This is a genomic window from Lactiplantibacillus mudanjiangensis (assembly GCF_005405385.1).
GTDB lineage: Bacteria > Bacillota > Bacilli > Lactobacillales > Lactobacillaceae > Lactiplantibacillus > Lactiplantibacillus mudanjiangensis.
Window position 1 is genome coordinate 218,462 of the sequence record NZ_BJDY01000007.1, and the last position, 17,414, is coordinate 235,875.

15 protein-coding genes are annotated in these 17,414 nt (G+C 43.3%); 9 read left to right on the plus strand and 6 right to left on the minus strand.

What is annotated here, in order from left to right; all coding sequences use genetic code 11:
- Window positions 1-65: 65 nt before the first annotated feature.
- Window positions 66-722, minus strand: coding sequence for a nitroreductase family protein (locus FFM84_RS14380; RefSeq protein WP_130846139.1), 657 nt, complete (start codon window positions 720-722; stop codon window positions 66-68).
- 579 nt (window positions 723-1,301) lie between these two features.
- On the opposite strand from FFM84_RS14380, the gene FFM84_RS14385 reads away from it, so the two are divergent.
- From FFM84_RS14385 to FFM84_RS14415, 7 genes are all read left to right on the plus strand, one after another.
- A complete protein-coding gene (locus tag FFM84_RS14385; RefSeq protein WP_130846140.1) occupies window positions 1,302-2,498 on the plus strand; it encodes an ABC transporter substrate-binding protein in 1,197 nt (398 codons plus the stop codon).
- A 24-nt stretch (window positions 2,499-2,522) separates the two neighbouring features.
- Window positions 2,523-3,401, plus strand: coding sequence for a branched-chain amino acid ABC transporter permease (locus tag FFM84_RS14390; RefSeq protein ID WP_130846141.1), 879 nt, complete (start codon window positions 2,523-2,525; stop codon window positions 3,399-3,401).
- Between the two features lie 9 nt (window positions 3,402-3,410).
- Entirely contained in the window at window positions 3,411-4,361 is a 951-nt protein-coding gene (locus FFM84_RS14395) for a branched-chain amino acid ABC transporter permease (RefSeq protein ID WP_130846142.1), read from the plus strand.
- Complete coding sequence (locus FFM84_RS14400; RefSeq protein ID WP_130846143.1) at window positions 4,354-5,136, plus strand: ABC transporter ATP-binding protein; 783 nt, start codon at window positions 4,354-4,356, stop codon at window positions 5,134-5,136. Before FFM84_RS14395 ends, FFM84_RS14400 begins: the two co-directional genes overlap by 8 nt.
- Window positions 5,136-5,846: an ABC transporter ATP-binding protein gene (locus FFM84_RS14405; protein ID WP_130846144.1), complete on the plus strand. Its 711-nt coding sequence runs from the start codon at window positions 5,136-5,138 to the stop codon at window positions 5,844-5,846. The genes FFM84_RS14400 and FFM84_RS14405 overlap by 1 nt, the downstream gene beginning before the upstream one ends.
- The gene (locus FFM84_RS14410) at window positions 5,843-6,478 is read left to right on the plus strand and encodes a CBS and ACT domain-containing protein (protein WP_130846145.1); all 636 of its coding nucleotides are present in this window, start codon (window positions 5,843-5,845) and stop codon (window positions 6,476-6,478) included. Before FFM84_RS14405 ends, FFM84_RS14410 begins: the two co-directional genes overlap by 4 nt.
- A 422-nt stretch (window positions 6,479-6,900) precedes the next feature.
- Entirely contained in the window at window positions 6,901-7,173 is a 273-nt protein-coding gene (locus tag FFM84_RS14415; RefSeq protein WP_130846146.1) for a hypothetical protein, read from the plus strand.
- A 174-nt stretch (window positions 7,174-7,347) separates the two neighbouring features.
- Here the strand turns inward: FFM84_RS14415 and FFM84_RS14420 are convergent, their stop codons facing one another.
- Both FFM84_RS14420 and FFM84_RS14425 read right to left on the minus strand, forming a co-directional pair.
- Window positions 7,348-9,666: an ABC transporter ATP-binding protein/permease gene (locus FFM84_RS14420; RefSeq protein ID WP_130846147.1), complete on the minus strand. Its 2,319-nt coding sequence runs from the start codon at window positions 9,664-9,666 to the stop codon at window positions 7,348-7,350.
- Between the two features lie 74 nt (window positions 9,667-9,740).
- On the minus strand, window positions 9,741-10,385 hold the full coding sequence (locus FFM84_RS14425) for a metal-dependent transcriptional regulator (protein ID WP_130846148.1): 645 nt from the start codon (window positions 10,383-10,385) through the stop codon (window positions 9,741-9,743).
- Window positions 10,386-10,493: 108 nt separating this feature from the next.
- Between FFM84_RS14425 and FFM84_RS14430 the strand changes: the two genes are divergently transcribed.
- Window positions 10,494-12,083 (plus strand): Nramp family divalent metal transporter, encoded by a 1,590-nt coding sequence (locus FFM84_RS14430; protein WP_130846149.1) that lies wholly within the window; start codon window positions 10,494-10,496, stop codon window positions 12,081-12,083.
- Window positions 12,083-12,514, plus strand: a complete 432-nt coding sequence (locus FFM84_RS14435; protein WP_130846150.1) for a universal stress protein — start codon at window positions 12,083-12,085, stop codon at window positions 12,512-12,514. Before FFM84_RS14430 ends, FFM84_RS14435 begins: the two co-directional genes overlap by 1 nt.
- Before the next feature lie 353 nt (window positions 12,515-12,867).
- On the opposite strand, the gene asnB is transcribed toward FFM84_RS14435, so the two are convergent.
- The 3 genes from asnB to FFM84_RS14450 all read right to left on the minus strand — a co-directional run bounded on the left by asnB (window position 12,868) and on the right by FFM84_RS14450 (window position 17,318).
- On the minus strand, window positions 12,868-14,775 hold the full coding sequence (gene asnB / locus FFM84_RS14440) for an asparagine synthase (glutamine-hydrolyzing) (protein WP_130846213.1): 1,908 nt from the start codon (window positions 14,773-14,775) through the stop codon (window positions 12,868-12,870).
- A 559-nt stretch (window positions 14,776-15,334) separates the two neighbouring features.
- On the minus strand, window positions 15,335-16,075 hold the full coding sequence (locus FFM84_RS14445) for a LytR/AlgR family response regulator transcription factor (RefSeq protein WP_130846151.1): 741 nt from the start codon (window positions 16,073-16,075) through the stop codon (window positions 15,335-15,337).
- Window positions 16,068-17,318: a sensor histidine kinase gene (locus tag FFM84_RS14450; protein ID WP_130846152.1), complete on the minus strand. Its 1,251-nt coding sequence runs from the start codon at window positions 17,316-17,318 to the stop codon at window positions 16,068-16,070. The genes FFM84_RS14445 and FFM84_RS14450 overlap by 8 nt, the downstream gene beginning before the upstream one ends.
- Window positions 17,319-17,414: the final 96 nt, after the last annotated feature.

Here is a 17,414-nt window from a genome sequence, read left to right on the forward strand (position 1 = left end):
ATTTCACCAACAAATAAAAAGAGCAATGTCAGTTATCAGCTAACATTGCTCCCAAATTATTCAGTTTAAATAAAATCAGTTAACGTTTTTGCATCATAACGATCAGATTCAATTGGCGTTTCCGCAGCCTTACCTAACGCAATCGCCATCACAGGCACGTAACGTTCTGCATCTAACCCAAAGGTCGTTGCCACTTTATCAGCCGCATAGCCAGCGATTGGATTAGCCGCATAGCCGTGAGCCCGCGCAACCAAGAGCAACTGCATCGCTACCATACTACTATCAATTGTGGCATCACCAATTAAAAATTCACGACTCCCTTTTTCATACATTGGGAGGAAGCTACTGAAGATTTCATCGCGTTTTTCTGGCGTGATCTTGCCTTCTTCACACGCTTTATTCCACACATCACGATAAACCGTATGTGATTGCGTGTCACCTAAGACAAAGATCATCGCTGAGCAAGTATCAATTTGTGGGTAATTAAATGGCATCAAGACTGATTTTGCTTTGGCTTTACCTGCCTCACTATTGGCCACCACAAAATGCCATGATTGTAAATTACAGGCCGATGGGGCACTCGTTGCTTCGGCGATCATTGCTTGTAATTCCTCAGCTGGAATGGTTACCGTTGGATCAAACTTACGTACTGAACGCCGACCAAACAGCACATCTTTAAAATCATTATTAACCAATTCTTTTTGCAAAACTGTTTCTACCATTTAAATAACTTCCTTTCTCTTCGCAACCGTTTACTATAGTCTCCATTATAACTGATTTACGCTCGTTTGTATTAAATTTCACAAAAGTTTAATTAAAAAATGCACTGCATCCTATCCAGCATGCTTCAAAATTATTTATCGTAATTTTTTTCAATATTCATCTCTTCTATAAGATAGCTTCATTTTTCGTTAATAAAATGATGTATAAAATTAAAAACGTCCTTGACATCACATCTTTTTTTAATTATTCTAGAGCACATCAACTAAACCAAAACCATTTTGAAAGCGAGGGCGTTACCATGATGAAATTGCAAGCAGCTAAACAACTTAACCTAGTAACCACCCTTGCTGTTCAAAACTTAGCCTTATTATTATTGAAGAAGGACCCGGTCACTTGACCTTGAGCTTAACCACTCAAATTCAAGTACTGAGCCCTTCTTTCCCATTGTGGTAATGAGGCTTGGTACTATTTTTTTCGCCTCATTCACGACAGTGGATGAGGCTTTTTTGTTAGTCAAAAGGAGGTCCGCTAGTCCACGCACCACCCGCACCATCAAAAAAAGAAAGTAGGAATTGATTATGAAAAAATGGGCAAATATCACCACTAAACTAACTACCTGGGGCGCGATCGCCATGCTACTTGCTGGTTGTAGCACCGCTAAATCCAATGGCAGTAGCCAAGGCAACACTGCCGGCAAAACGATTAAAATTGGGGTCAATATGGAACTCTCTGGTTCAGCAGCTGGCTACGGAGAACAAGAAAAACAAGGGATTCAATTAGCCGTTAACCAGATCAACCAGCAAGGCGGCATTAAGGTTGGCAACACCAAAAAGAAAGTTCAATTGGTCATCCGTGACAACAAAACGTCAAACACCACCTCCGCTTCGGTCGCCGCACAACTCGTTAACAACGATAAAGTCGTTGCCGTTGTTGGTCCAGCCGCTACCAATGCCGGAACCGCGGCAATTCCCAACATGACCAAAGCCGCCGTCCCATCGGTTAGCCCATCGGCGACTGATCCCGGCTATACGCTTCAAAAGAGCGGTAAGGTTCAGCCCTACATATTCCGCGCCTGCTACCAAAATAATTTCCAAGGCTCATCAGCCGCAACATTTGTCACTAAAACGTTGAAAGCCAAACGCGTGGCCATTTTGACCGATAATTCTAGCGATTACGGGACTGGCCTGACTAAAGCGTTCAAAAAGGCCTACACCGGCACCGTTGCCAGCAGTCAAACATTCCAAGAAGGCGACAAAGATTTCAATGCCATCTTGACCGCTTTGAAACATAAAAAGATTGACGCCATTTACGCGCCAGGTTACTATTCCGAACTCGGCTTGATTATTAAGCAAGCCCGCCAAGCTGGCATCAAGGTGCCAATTGTGGGGAGTGACGGCATGGCCGATGCTAAGTTGGCTAAAATTGCAGGTAATTCAAACGCCAACAACGTTTACTACACCACACCATTTTCAACGAAATCTGGGACGACCAACACGACCGCCGCAAAATTCTTGAAAGCTTTCAAAGCCAAATATCACACGACAGCGCCAACCTTCTCAGCCTTGGCTTACGATTCGGTTTACATGATTAAAGCGGCGATTGAAAAAGAAGACTCCGCTAACTCGGTCAAAATTGCGAACGGCTTGGCCAGCTTGAAGAACTTCAAAGGGGTCACTGGCACCATTACCATGAACAAACAACATAATCCAGAAAAATCAATCGTCGTTGAAAAGTTGACTAACGGCATCGTAAAACAAACCTATAACGTCAAATAACGGCCATTTTCAGGGAGGAATTTCATGCAAACAATTGGACAACAACTCATTAACGGCCTCTCATTAGGCAGTATTTATGCGTTACTAGCTTTGGGCTATACCATGGTTTACGGCATTATTAAATTAATTAACTTCGCTCATGGTGATATTTATATGTTGGGTGCCTTTTGGGGGTACTACGTGATTAACGTCCTACATTTCAGTTTCATCGCGGCGATGCTTTCAGCGATGCTATTTTGTGCCTTAGTTGGCGTCATTATTGAATATTGTGCCTACCGTCCCCTACGACATTCACCACGGATTACGGCCTTGATTACCGCGATTGGGGTGTCCTTCTTATTAGAAAATGGCATGTCTTACTTATTCACCGCCAATACCCGTAGTTTTCCACAAGTGATTAAAACCGTGACCTATCACTTAGGTTCCCTGCAGATTTCTAATGTCCAATTGCTGATTTTAGGGACGGCTTGTGGCTTGATGTTACTCCTAGAATTAATTATCAAAAAAACGACCATGGGCAAAGCCATGCGGGCCGTTGCTGTTGATCCAACTGCGGCCCAATTGGTGGGCATTAACCTTAACCACACCATTTCATTTACGTTTGCTTTAGGCTCAGCGATGGCTGGTGCCGCGGGCGTTTTGATCGGTTTGTACTATAACTCGATTGATCCATTGATGGGGATGACGCCCGGCATTAAAGCATTCGTAGCGGCCGTTATTGGTGGCATTGGTTCAGTTCCAGGTGCGTCATTAGGTGGCTTCATTATCGGGATTCTGGAAACGGCCGTCCAAGCGATTGGCCTCTCAGCTTATAAAGATGCCGTTGTTTACCTGGTCCTCATCGTCATCTTACTGGTGATGCCAGCGGGAATCTTCGGTAAAAACGTTAAAGAGAAAGTGTAGGTGACTGCTATGCGCACACGATTAAAAGCAAATTTAGTTTGGGCCGGCTTAATGATTTTCGGCTTCATCTTGATTGATGGTCTTGAATTTGCAGGGATCATTAATACCTTTATTGAAAATATGTTGGTCACCATTGGCATTAACGTGATTTTAGCCATCGGTTTGAATTTAATTATTGGCTTTTCTGGCCAATTTTCACTAGGCCATGCCGGCTTTATGGCAATTGGGGCTTACGCCACTGGGATTATCACTCCCACTATCACGACTATTGGTGGCTTTTACTTGTCAATGTTCATTGGCGTCATCATCGCCATTATCGCCGCCTTAATCGTTGGGATCCCCACCTTGCGTTTGCGCGGGGACTACTTAGCCATCGCCACCATGGGGGCGGCCGAAATCATTCGGTTGTTAATTAATAATTTAAAAATCACCAATGGCGCCGCCGGAATTTTCAACATTCCCGCCCTCGCCTCATGGGCTACCGTCTATGTCATCATGTGTATCACCACCATCATGACCGTGAATTTTATCCACAGTCGCAGTGGCCGAGCCATCATGGCAATTCGCGAAGATGAGATTGCCGCTGAAGCAATGGGGTTAAATACCACTCGCTGGAAACTCGCAGCTTTCGTTTTCGGGGCGGCTACCGCAGCCGTTGGTGGTTCATTACATGCCGCTTACATTCAAACAATCGCCCCTAGTGACTTCAACATCATGGCATCGATTGCCATTTTGATTATCGTCGTCCTTGGTGGCGTTGGCAGTATTACTGGAACCTTTGTAGCCGCGATTGTTTTAGGTGCGTTGGACACGATTTTGCAAAATTTCGGGACGTTACGGATGATCATTTATTCATTAGCCTTAATTCTGATCATGATCTTTAAACCAGCCGGCCTGCTCGGCACTTGGGAACTATCCTTTAAACGTTTCAACCGTCAGGAGGTGGCTGACCATGAGTAGTCCATTATTAACAGCCACCCAGCTCGTCAAAAACTTTGGCGGCTTAAACGCCATCAGCAATGTCTCAGTTCACTTCGATCAAAATGAACTCATCGGCCTCATCGGGCCAAACGGGGCTGGCAAAACCACGCTTTTCAACTTACTAACCGGCGTTACCCCGGTTAGTGCTGGGACGATTAGTCTCTATACTGATCATGGCGTCAAAACGGTTAACGGTCAAACACCGGCACAAGTTGCTCAAGCCGGTGTGTCGCGAACTTTCCAAAACATCCGCCTATTTAAAGAACTAACGGTTTTGGACAACGTTCGAATTGCCATGACGAACCATTATCATGAAGGATTCATCAGTAGTTTATTACGGACACCCAAATTTTATCGCACCGAAACGGCCATGACCGTAGCCGCCGAAAAGCTGATTGCGATTTTCGACCTAAGCGCCGTTGCCGATCAGCCGGCCAAAAATCTCCCTTACGGCGTCCAACGACGATTAGAAATTGTTCGTGCCTTGGCGACAAAACCCAAATTACTCTTTTTGGATGAACCTGCTGCAGGAATGAATCCTGAAGAAACCGCTGATTTAACCCGACTAATCCGACAAATTCAGCAAGACTTTCACATTACTGTGGTGTTAATCGAACATGATATGTCTCTTGTCATGACGGTCGTCGAAAGGCTCTATGTCCTGGAACACGGCGCGTTATTAGCTGAAGGAACGCCACGTGAAATCCAACAAAATCCGGCGGTGATTAAAGCTTATTTAGGAGGTGACGCTTAATGCTAACTGTTAAAGACTTAGTCGTAAACTATGGCGCGATTCAGGCCGTTAAAAAAGTCAGTTTTGACATTCACACTGGCGAGATTGTCACGCTAATTGGGGCAAACGGGGCTGGAAAATCCACTATTTTAAAGACAATTTCGGGAATTTTACGACCAACCAGTGGTCAAATCACCTACCAACAACAATCTTTGCAAAAAGTAGCCGCACCTAAGATCGTGCATGCTGGCATTTCTCAAGTTCCTGAAGGCCGTCATATTTTCCCGGGGTTATCAGTTCAAGAAAATTTACAACTAGGTGCCTTTTTGCGACGCGACCGGGCTAACTTAGCGCAAAGTTATCAAGACGTGTATAACTATTTTCCCGTGCTTAAACAACGTCGGCACCAAGATGCCGCAACGCTTTCCGGTGGCGAACAACAAATGCTCGCGATGGGACGTGCCCTCATGGCTAAGCCGAAATTGATGCTCCTTGACGAACCCTCGATGGGTTTGGCCCCAATCTTCATTCAAGAGATCTTCACCATTATTCAAGCCATCAACGCGGCAGGCACCACCGTTTTACTAATCGAACAAAACGCCAAACAAGCCTTGTCCATTGCCAACCGTGGTTACGTGCTTGCCAGCGGTCATATTAAGTTAAGTGGGACTGGCGCAGAACTTTTGGCTAACCCCGCTGTCCAAGAAGCCTATCTAGGAGGGAAACTATGAGTGTAGCAGATTACATGACCACTAAATTAATCGTGGCCCATCCCGATACGAGTATCAGTGTGGCAATTGAATTAATGCGAACTAATGATATTCATCGCTTACCGGTTCTGGCTGACAATCAACTGGTGGGGTTAGTCACCCAGGGCAGCATTGCCAAAGCGTTACCCTCGTCTGCCACCAGTTTGTCCGTCTATGAAACCAATTATTTATTAACCAAAGCGACCGTCGCCAGTATTATGATCACCACTGTTCAAACGATTGCGGCTACCGCTCAATTAGAAGCCGCAATTGACAAAATGCATCGCCACAAAATTGGTGTTTTACCCGTCATGCAAGCTGACCGTTTAGTCGGCATTATCACCAATAATGACATTTTGGCTGCCTTCTTAAACATCACTGATTATGGTGACAATGGCGTGGTTACCCGAGTCATCATTCATCATGACCGTCCGGGTGTCATTTTCAAACTCGGTCAAGTCTTAGCCGAACACAGCTTAAGCATCAAAACCTTAATGGTCGTCCGCCGACATACCGACCGTATTATTGAAATACGCGTTGATAGTCCAACTGTGGCTTCGGTAAATGCCGTCTTGACCGCTGCTGGATTTGAAGTTGAACGATCTGTAAATTAGGATTTGAAGGATAAATACAGCGTTAGAACCCTTATCGATAATAGACTAATCGCTGTAAAGAAAGTCATTCGAACTAATGACTTTATCGTCGGTTGGCTCCAATAAAATTGTTATGATTAACCAGACCAAATTAGTCACTATCATAGCCGACAGTGAGTCCACATTGAGCCCAGCCGTGGGAACTCTTAGCGATTTTATCGCTTAGAGTCTGGCGCTTTTGAAACGCGGTGTTGGCGGTTCAAAACGAAATTCAAGACCGCACTTTGGCTTGAATTGTCCCCCCACAGCGTTCCGGCTCAACGTGGGCGAACGTTAGGCGGCAAGATAAAGCTCTTGTTTTTAATTAGGATCACCAAAACATTTTAAATTATCAACCTAACGATGTATAATAAAGATGGTTCAAACGGAAGGGAGTAATCTTAATGAGCCCAAATGATTTAGTTCTTTATTTACAACGCATCCAAGTTTTACCTACCCAAGATTTCTGGTGGCAGCCTTTTGGTCGAACCGCCATTGAAGTCGATGTCGATGGTAAACGCCAAGTCTATCAATTAGACCTAGCGCAACAAAGTTTGAAAGTGTTCCAAGCCTCCTCTCAGACAGAAATGTCCGGCGACTTTCACTTACAACAACAATTTACCTTAACTAAAGCCCAACTGGCCGTTTTACCACAGCCCGCTGCAGCGCTTGGTTAAGTCTAAAAAAGCACTTGAGAATTCATCTCAAGTGCTTTTTGTGTGGAGCTGTCGAAACGTGCAACCAAAGGTAACGCTCTCCGCTTAGCTACGTCAAGACAACGATTGAAAACCCCAATCATTGTCTTGACTAGGCTATGCTCGATCGTTAACCGCCTTGGCTTACACTCTGAACTATTCTGAACGTAACGCCGTTGCGGCATCTTTCTTCGCTGCCATCCGAGCTGGCACATGACCACCTAAGACCGTTAAGACGGTACTAATGATAATCAAGATTAATCCATGTACTGGATTCAATTGCGCCACATTATTGAGTCCTGTAATATTACTCAAAATCGCATTGGCTGGGAACGTTAAGCCCCACGCAATCAAAACCCCTAAGCAACCTGAAGCCACTCCTAAAATCGTAGTTTCAGCATCAAAGACCCGCGTAATATCCTTCTTACGTGCCCCCAAGGCTTTCAAAATCCCGATTTCTTTGGTCCGCTCAAGGACTGACGTGTACGTGATGATCGCAATCATAATCATACTCGTGACTAACGAAATGCCGGCAAAGGCAACTAAGACATAAGTAATCGCGTCCATTAAACCACCGGTTAACGTTGACACTGTCCCAGCCAAGTCGGTATAGATCACCTTGTTGGCTTTAGACTTGCCTTTATTGTACTTATCCAAGTATTTCAAGACTTTATCTTTGTTCTTGAAACTATTTGGATAGATCAAAATACTAGCGGGTGTCGTTGAACCACCTAAGTAGCTCACTAAGCTGGTCTTCGTATCCGAATCCACCTTAGCGCCAGTCATGACATTACTATCACTCTTTTTTTGCGCCTTTACAATCTTAGAATTCTTGTTGGCACTGATCACGTTTTTGGATAATTGATCACTGTACGCAATCCCCGTTGCCAAAACATTTTCAGAATCCTTATTCTTGGCCTTCAAAATACCGACAACCTTAATCGTTTGATTGTCTGAATTCTGATAAAGGCTCGTTGTCAACTTATTTGGTAAGTAATTCCCAGTTGGTAAACTTTGATAGTAATCGTTGTTGTTAACCAACTTAATCGTCGTACCCACTACCTTGGCATAACTCAAGTTTTGGTTGCTCTTCACATCAAAGCCTAGGTTCTTTAATGCATTGATGTTGGTATTCCGTTTACGGTCAGTAATCAAAACTACTTCGTTAGCCTTAGTTGGCAAACTCCCATTGATGACCGTGTAGTGTTTCTTTAAGAATGATTGTTGTTGGCTACCGCCAGGATAAACTGACGTGCCAACGCCGGTCATGCTAGCCATTGCGGCCGAAGCACTATTTCCATTTTTACTATTTTGGTTTGAAAATGAGACCGTTTTGACCTTACCATCGACTTTACGGATTAAGTTCATCCCCGTCGAATACGTATAAGTCACATTTTTACTTAGTTTTGGATCAAGATTTTTAATATACGTTAGGTAGCTTTTCGTTAACTTATTCGTATGTGTTGCTTGATCAGACTGACTGGTTTTGGCCTTGATTTGACCCGTTTTAGCTGTCTTCGTCGTATCTTTAGTGCCCGTACTTTGACTCGTCACCGTTTGCGAAATCGTAATCGGCATTTGCGCTAACGTGTTACTTTGGGTCTTATCAATTTGCTTTTGGAACCCATTAGATAAGGACAAGACCACCGCAATTCCAATAATCCCAATACTTGAGGCAAAAGCTGTTAAGGCGGTCCGCCCTTTCTTAGTCTTAATATTGGTAAAGGACAACTTCAAAGCGGTCCAGAACGTCATCTTGGTTTTCTTCAAGGCAAAATTATCGTCCGCGGCCACTTCTTCATACGGATTCGAATCATGTTGAATCTTCCCATCAGCAAAATTGATAATCCGGTTAGCATATTGTTGAGCTAATTCTGGATTATGTGTCACCATAATAACTAAGCGTTCCGCTGATAATTCCTTAATCAGGTCCATGATTTGAACACTGGTTTCTGTATCTAACGCCCCAGTGGGTTCATCACATAACAAGATTTCAGGATCATTAGCAATCGCGCGGGCAATGGCGACCCGTTGCATTTGCCCACCAGAAAGTTGATTAGGCCGTTTATTCATGTGTGGTCCTAAGCCAACCCGTTCTAGGGCTTTAATCGCTTTGGCTTTCTTTTCAGCGTTGCCAACACCACTTAAAGTCATTCCCATTTCCACGTTATTGAGAATGCTTAAATGGCCGATAATATTATAACTCTGGAAAATAAACCCAACGGAATTGTTCCGGTAAGCGTCCCAATCGCTTGCCTTAAAGTCTTTCGTTGATTTTCCTTTGATAATCAGATCGCCAGAATCATAAACATCTAGCCCGCCGATACCATTAAGCATGGTCGTCTTCCCAGAACCACTTGGTCCTAGAATGGCAACGAATTCACGTTGTCGAAATGATACCGAGACGTCATCAAGCGCTTTAGTCGTTGAATCGCCCACTTGGTAATACTTTTTAATATGCTTTAGTTCCAACATTTTACATAGTCCTTCCCTTTGGCTGTGTAGGTTCATGTGTGTGTTGTAACTATATCATTAATTGCCACTAAAGACTAAGCGTTTACCACATAAATATAGCGGGCTAAGCGCCAATTGAGTAGGTATTTGTGCCCATCAGCATCCTGCAAAGCGATCACCTGTAAGTCAGGATTCTTATCAATCAACTGTAGTTTTTGGCCTAAATGCAACGCCGCGTAGTCAAAGTATTGAATCATATCCGGTTGTTCCAAATAACTATGAATGGTCACAAACTGTGTTTTTTGAGCTTCAATTAACGGTTGTAGCTGGACAGGCTGCTCATTCGGCGTATGAATACAGCCGCCAAACGGACTATGCTGTGGCTCAGCTAGAGTCATATTTAATCGGCTAATTAACAACTCATCATTAGCCGTTGCAAGATGCCATGCCTGCGTCGGTATTTTTAATAATGGTAATTTCAAAACTTCGGAGAGCCAAACTTCAAATAGCCGGTATCGATAAATTAATTTCCAAGCTTTTTTCATACCATTTTGACTCAGTTGAATCTGACCATACTTCTGCCGCTGAACAAGGCCTTCATCCGCTAAATAACTGACCATTTCAGTCACTGAACCCGCCGCCACCTGTAGTAATTCAGCGATTTGCTTATTACTCGTCCCCCCCTGCAAATAGCTCGCTTCGTAAATCGCTTTCAAATAATTCGCCACACTCTTGCGCATTCTCTCACATCCAATTTCTTTTCTAGGTTGCCCTAAAAAATAGTTTACTTTTTATTTATTTATTGTACAATAATAATCGTTCCATGAGTTAAGAAAGGGGAAATTACATTGAGCGAAGGTAAAGAAACGGCGGGGCGCAAGCATAAACTAATTGAATATGCGAACGGCCCTTCGCTAGAAGAAATTAACGGGACGATTGAAGTTCCGAAGAACATGAGTTTTTGGAAGACCTTATTGGCCTATTCCGGTCCTGGTGCGTTAGTTGCCGTGGGGTACATGGATCCAGGTAACTGGTCAACGTCAATTACTGGGGGACAAAATTTCCAATATATGTTGATGTCTGTCATCTTGATCTCAAGTTTGATCGCGATGTTGTTACAATACATGGCAGCCAAACTTGGTATCGTGAGTCAGATGGATTTAGCCCAAGCCATTCGTGCTCGGACCAGTAAATCTTTAGGGATTGTTTTATGGTTACTCACTGAATTAGCTATCATGGCGACCGATATCGCTGAAGTTATCGGGGCCGCAATTGCGTTATATCTTTTATTCCATATTCCATTAGTCATTTCAGTATTTATTACCGTTTTAGATGTTTTAGTTTTGCTATTATTGACGAAAATTGGGTTCCGGAAAATCGAAGCCATCGTCGTTTGTTTGATTGTCGTGATTCTTTTAGTCTTTGTTTATCAAGTTGCCTTATCAGATCCTGATTGGGGTGGCGTGATCAAAGGCTTAGTGCCAACTGCTGCAACGTTCTCAACCTCTAAGAGTGTTGCTGGGATGACCCCCTTATCTGGATCACTCGGGATCATCGGGGCAACCGTTATGCCACATAACTTGTACTTGCATTCCGCGGTTTCACAAACACGGAAAGTTGATCATAACGATGAGGAAGATGTCGCTCGGACGGTTAAGTTCTCAGCTTGGGATTCAAACATCCAATTATCATTTGCCTTTGTCGTCAACTCCCTCTTATTAATCATGGGGGTTGCCGTCTTCAAGACTGGTGCTGTTAAAGATCCATCATTCTTCGGTTTGTTCCAAGCCTTATCAGACACTTCAACATTAAGTAACGGTGTGCTGATTGGCGTTGCCAAATCTGGGATCTTATCGGTCTTATTCGCCGTGGCCTTACTTGCTTCTGGTCAAAACTCAACCATTACCGGGACCTTAACTGGTCAAGTGATCATGGAAGGGTTCGTCCACATGCGGATGCCACTCTGGTTACGTCGGTTAGTGACTCGTTTGATTTCTGTTATTCCAGTGCTAATCTGTGTCTTATTAACCAGTGGTAAGAGTGCCATTGATGAACATACCGCTTTGAATAACTTAATGAATAACTCACAAGTCTTCTTAGCCTTCGCTTTACCATTCTCAATGTTGCCATTACTCATGATGACTGACAGTGAAGCTGAAATGGGTAAACGTTTCAAGAACTCTTTATGGGTTAAAGGGTTAGGCTGGTTATCCGTTATTGGGTTAACTGTCTTGAACTTAATTGGGTTACCTGATTCAGTCCTCGCCTTCTTTGGTGATAACCCATCATCAGGCGAACAATCAGCAGCTAAGATCATCGCTTACATCTTAATCGTTGCTATCTTAGCGTTACTTGCTTGGGCCATCTACGACTTACAACGTGGGAACAAGCGTTACGCTGAACAACAATTGGCTGCTGCCGCTAAGGAGGCCAAATAATGAGTACAAAATTTCAACGTATTTTAGTCGGGGTCGATGATTCAGCCGATGCTTTATTGGCCTTTGATTACGCGATTCATCAAGCTGTTCAAGATGATGCTGAACTTGTCATTGTATCCGTCTTAGAAGATGATGATATGAACGTTTATCAAGCTCTCAGTAAAGATTACGTGCATGGTGAACGTGCCGAACTTGAACAACATATTCTGAAATATCAAAAACAAGCTCAAGAAGCTGGTGTGACTAAAGTTCGCGCCATGATCGCGGAAGGTGAACCTGGTGAAACCATCGTTAAAGATGTGATTCCTCATGTTCAACCAGATTTATTAGTGATTGGGTCAATCGCTAAACGCGGCATTGCTCGGCACTTTGGGAGCCAAGCCGCTTATATGGCTAAGTATTCACCAATTGCCGTCATGGTTGTCCGTTAAAACTTAATTAGCACTAAAAAAGCAGTTGTTGATCACCGAGTTATACTCGATGGTCAACAACTGCTTTTCATTTTCTAAAGATTTAACCTTGGTAATCGTGAATGTATTGATCCTAGCTAGCCCACCATCATAGCCAAGAGTGAGTCCACATTGAGCCCAGCCGTAGGCGTCTCTTGGCGATTTATCGCTTAGAGACTGGCGCTTTTGAAACACGGTTTTGGTGGTTCAAAACGACGGCCTAGACCACTTTTTGGCTAGGCCGGTCCACCCACAGCGTTCCGGCTCAATGTGGGCGAACGGTAGGCGACAATCAAAAAGGATTTTTAACTGCTAATCACCTGTCACTTTTCAACTTAACTCAAGGGCAATTCCACGCGTTGTGCTTGCGCATTAGCGGTGACGCTATCCATTAATGTGTCACTTTCAACATAGATCTTATGCCACATCATAAACGTTAAAATCGTCCAAAGCTTCCGGGAGTTATCGGCAACGCCATCGCGATGATCATCTAACAGCTTTAGAAAATACCCTTTATCAAAGTAGTCATCAGTTTGTGATTCATTGATAATCTGGCGTGCCCAATCGTACATTTCGTCCTTTAACCAGAAACGAATAGGCACGGGGAAACCAAGCTTCTTACGGTGCAAAACATGGGCTGGAACTACATCTTCAACGGCCTTACGTAAAATATATTTGGTCGTACCATGACTAATCCGAAGATCGGCTGGAATCTCTGCCGCTAAGTTGTACACCTCACGATCAACAAACGGTGTCCGTAATTCTAGGCTATGTGCCAAGGCCGTCCGATCCGCGTTGTGTAACAAATCTCCGTTTAACCAAGTGTGCATATCGATAAATTGCATCCGACTGATGGGGTCATAATCGACGGATTCTTCATAGAATGGTCGCGTCACGTTTTGGAACGGATGCGTTTGATCGTAATTCTTGAAGAAACGCTGCTTTTCAGCTTCATTGAAGATAAAGGCATTTCCGACATAGCGTTCTGCTAGTGGTGTTGTCCCTCGCAATAAGAAGGACCGACCGCGCATTCCGGCTGGCATCATCGCACCAATTCGATTCAAGGCCCCGTTAATTGGTTTCGTATACTGAAAGGCCTTTAGCGATTCTGGTTCGTGATAAATCGTATAGCCGCCAAAGAGTTCATCGGCACCTTCCCCTGTTAGCGCCACTTTGACATGTTTGCGCGCTTCTTTAGTTAAGAAATACTGTGGCACTGCGGCCGGATCAGCCAACGGTTCATCCATGCTCCACACAAAATGTGGAAAAGCTTTCATAAAAGTTTCTGGCGTGATCGTCATGCTAAAGTTATCCACACCTAATTGCTCGGCAGTTTCTTGAGCGACATCTAATTCGCTATACCCTTCGCGTTCAAACCCCACCGAAATCGTTTGAAGATTCGGATTAAACTGTTTAGCCATCGCCACCACAATCGATGAATCAATGCCGCCTGATAGAAAGGCTCCGACTGGGACATCTGAACGCATATGAATCTTGACAGAATCGAACAATGTCTCCTTAATTTTTTTGGCATAAACGGCTTCAGGCCGTGGAACTGGATGAAATTCACGATGATAATACCGTTTAATCACCGGCGCTGAGCCAACTTTTTTCGTTAAGGTACAACCGGGTGCCAACTGTTTAATTTCTTTAGTTAGCGTTGCCGTTTCGGGAACATATTGGAATGTCATATAATCCTGCAACGCGTCCTTATCAAACGTTTTGGCCTTTAAAATCTTGTAGATTGCCTTACTTTCACTCGCATAATAGAAGTTTTGGTTCGCTAATGCGTAATAAAATGGCTTAATGCCAAATTGATCACGCGCCGCAAACAACGTTTGTTCCTGCTTGTCCCAAATGACAAACGCAAACATACCGCGTAAATAGGTCGTTAATTGGTCATGGTATTTTGCATACATGCCCAAGATCACTTCAGAATCTGAATCGGTTTTAAATTCATAACCTTCTGCCAACAAGCCTTCGCGTAATTCTAAATAGTTATAAATTTCACCGTTATAAGTGAGCCAGTAACGTTCATTTTCATATGATAGTGGTTGATGACCACCATCTAAATCAATAATACTGAGCCGTCTGAAACCCATGGTGATTTTATCATCGGCAAAATAACCCGAATCGTCGGGGCCACGATGAACCATCATCTTGGTCATTTCATGAACAGTTTCGTCATAGTCGGTTTGGTCAGCCTTAGTTCGATCAGTTAAACATCCTGCAAAGCCACACATTTGAGCCATCTCACAATCTTTTTTAATTTATTTTTTTAATCAGCACCCTGCTTACAAGTTTCTATTATAGGAGAACGGACTATCATTAGTAGTTGCGTTTAAGACCACGCGACTAAGCAACCAACCGTTTAAGATTAAAAACAGTGCTTTTACGACATCAAAAAAAGCGCCTCGGTTAACAAACCAAGCACGCTTATAACTAAAAGTAGCCATCCCTGCCACCTACCGTTCGCCCACCTCTAAGCGATAAATCGCTAAAAGCTTCTCATGGCTGACTCAATGTGAAGGCACTCTCGACTATGATGCTGATTGCGAAACAGATATAACGAACTAACCGGAGCTAGCCAGTGATGGCGCCGGCCGTGAAAACATCGTTAGGCCGGATGATTTTGCCGGACTTTACGATGTGGACGACTTTTAAGACTAGCGGTTTTGGCTAGGCTTAAAAGCGAGGTGGAAGCCCGATCCTTGGCTGAAACCGGTCCCCACAGCCGGTAGAATCACTGGCTGGCGGGGGTGCCAACTCAAATCAATGTCGGCAAAGTTTCGACGCCCCTATTTAATGACCGAATCCTTTTTTAACTAAATAACGACTAGCTGTTAACGAACACAGAATCGTTTCACCATCGGTTAGCGTCAATGTGCGTAAGGCTTTATTCAATCCCGTAATCTTATTAAGATTAACGACATATGATTTATGACACTTATAAAAGGCCGTATTTAATGCCGGCACTTCTTTTAACAGCCCATAGAATTCGACCTGACCGTCATCCAGATGCAAAATAAGTTTATGCGCATTAGCCGAACTTTCAAAAAACAGAATTTTATCAACCTTAATCGTGCGCAAATTGGGACCGACTTTGATCTCAATATAATCATTCACGTCCGTAGCCGTGGCCGCAAACCGATCTTGGGCCACTTGTAAGACTCGTTCTATCCGTGGCGCTAAGGCTTCCGGAGCATCCTTAATAATGAAATCAAGGGCTTCAATTTGATACTTAAAGACTAACAAAGCTAATTCTGAATGTGTCGTAATAAACACAATCTTGCTTTGCGGATCTTGAGCGCGTAACTCAGTTGCTAGTTCAATCCCATTGACCTCTGCTTTAAGTGAAATATCTAAAAAATACAACGCTTGCTGGGGTCGATGGGCCTGTAACTCTTGTCGAAGTTCGGCTGGTTTTTGGCAAGCTAGCCCCAGTTGCATATCTAATTGATGTGCGACAATCGCTGTCGTCACTAGGTGTTTGAGTTGAGTTAATTGTTTTGGATCATCTTCACAAATATAAACATTAATCATTATTCTTCGCTCGCTTTACGGTTAACTGCTGTAAAAACAACGTGCCTAATTGTCTCGTTTCCAAAATCATCTGATCATTACGTTCAACAATTTGATTTAAGTGTGCTAAGCCAAGTCCACGATCAGGTCCTTTAGTTGAAAAGCCCCTTTGCTGCAGTTGCCAGATTGGCGGCAGCTTGTCATAAGTGTCATTTTGCACCATGAAGACCACGTTTTGCTGATCCACAAAAATGCCACTCATTAGTTTGCCATCCGGATGCCCCATCAACGCGTCAATCGCATTATCTAAAATAATCCCCAATGCCACAACGACATCTAAATCGTTAACCGCCAATGCTGAAAATGGTGTTTTTAGTTCAAAATGCGTCTCAATATGATGGGCCTGCGCATAACTGAGTTTACTAAACAGGATACTCTTAATCGCTTTAACTTGGACCCGACTCAAATCTTCTAGATGATATTTGTCCGTCATTAGTTGTTGTGAAACTGGTTTAATATTCGTTTCATAATACGTTTTCAATCCGGGTAAATCATCTGAAGTTAAATAATCCTCAATTGAAATTAGCATATTTTGATAATCATGACGAAATTGTCGCAATTCATTATAGTGCGTTTCCACTTCCGACAAATACCGCGCATCCGCCTGCATTTGTTGACTTTGTTTCTCAATTTGATACCGCGTTTTGACGGTTTTTAGATACTCCATATACAGAATCGTTAACAAACCGGCCAACACGAACAAAATGACCAGATTGATAAACCACGTCTCCGGTTGGTACTGCCAATCTGAAACTAGAATAATTGCCAAATAGATCGTCGCCAGCAACGCTGCCAAATAACGATTGAGTCGATAGGTCTTAAACGTCAAACTCAGTTTAGTGTGCATCAAAATGAACATGACTAAACTAATGACGATAATCTGTAAACCGATAAAAATTGTTAGTTTCCAATCGGGCTGATGACTCAAACCAATCGCCAGTTGAGCACTAATTAACGATAAAATATGCGTTTCCATGGTAATAATAATCGACTGACTCAAAACACGTCGATGCCAATAAACGTAGAGTAGGTACAGAATCACCAATATGATCGACAACCAGAGTTTCAGTGACGTATACAAGCCAAAACTCAGACCCAGAATAAGGATTAAAAACAGGCCGTTATAAATCTTGCGGCTGTGATCACGTAAAACGAGTTTTATTAAGACAAATAAGAATAATTGCTGCGTTAAAAAAAATACCATGCTGTCTTTTCCCCAATCCCAATTCACTAGCGACCTAACTATACTGGTTATTCTAAAGCATCAACGATTAATTGGAAAGGCCGGCTCAATAATCAA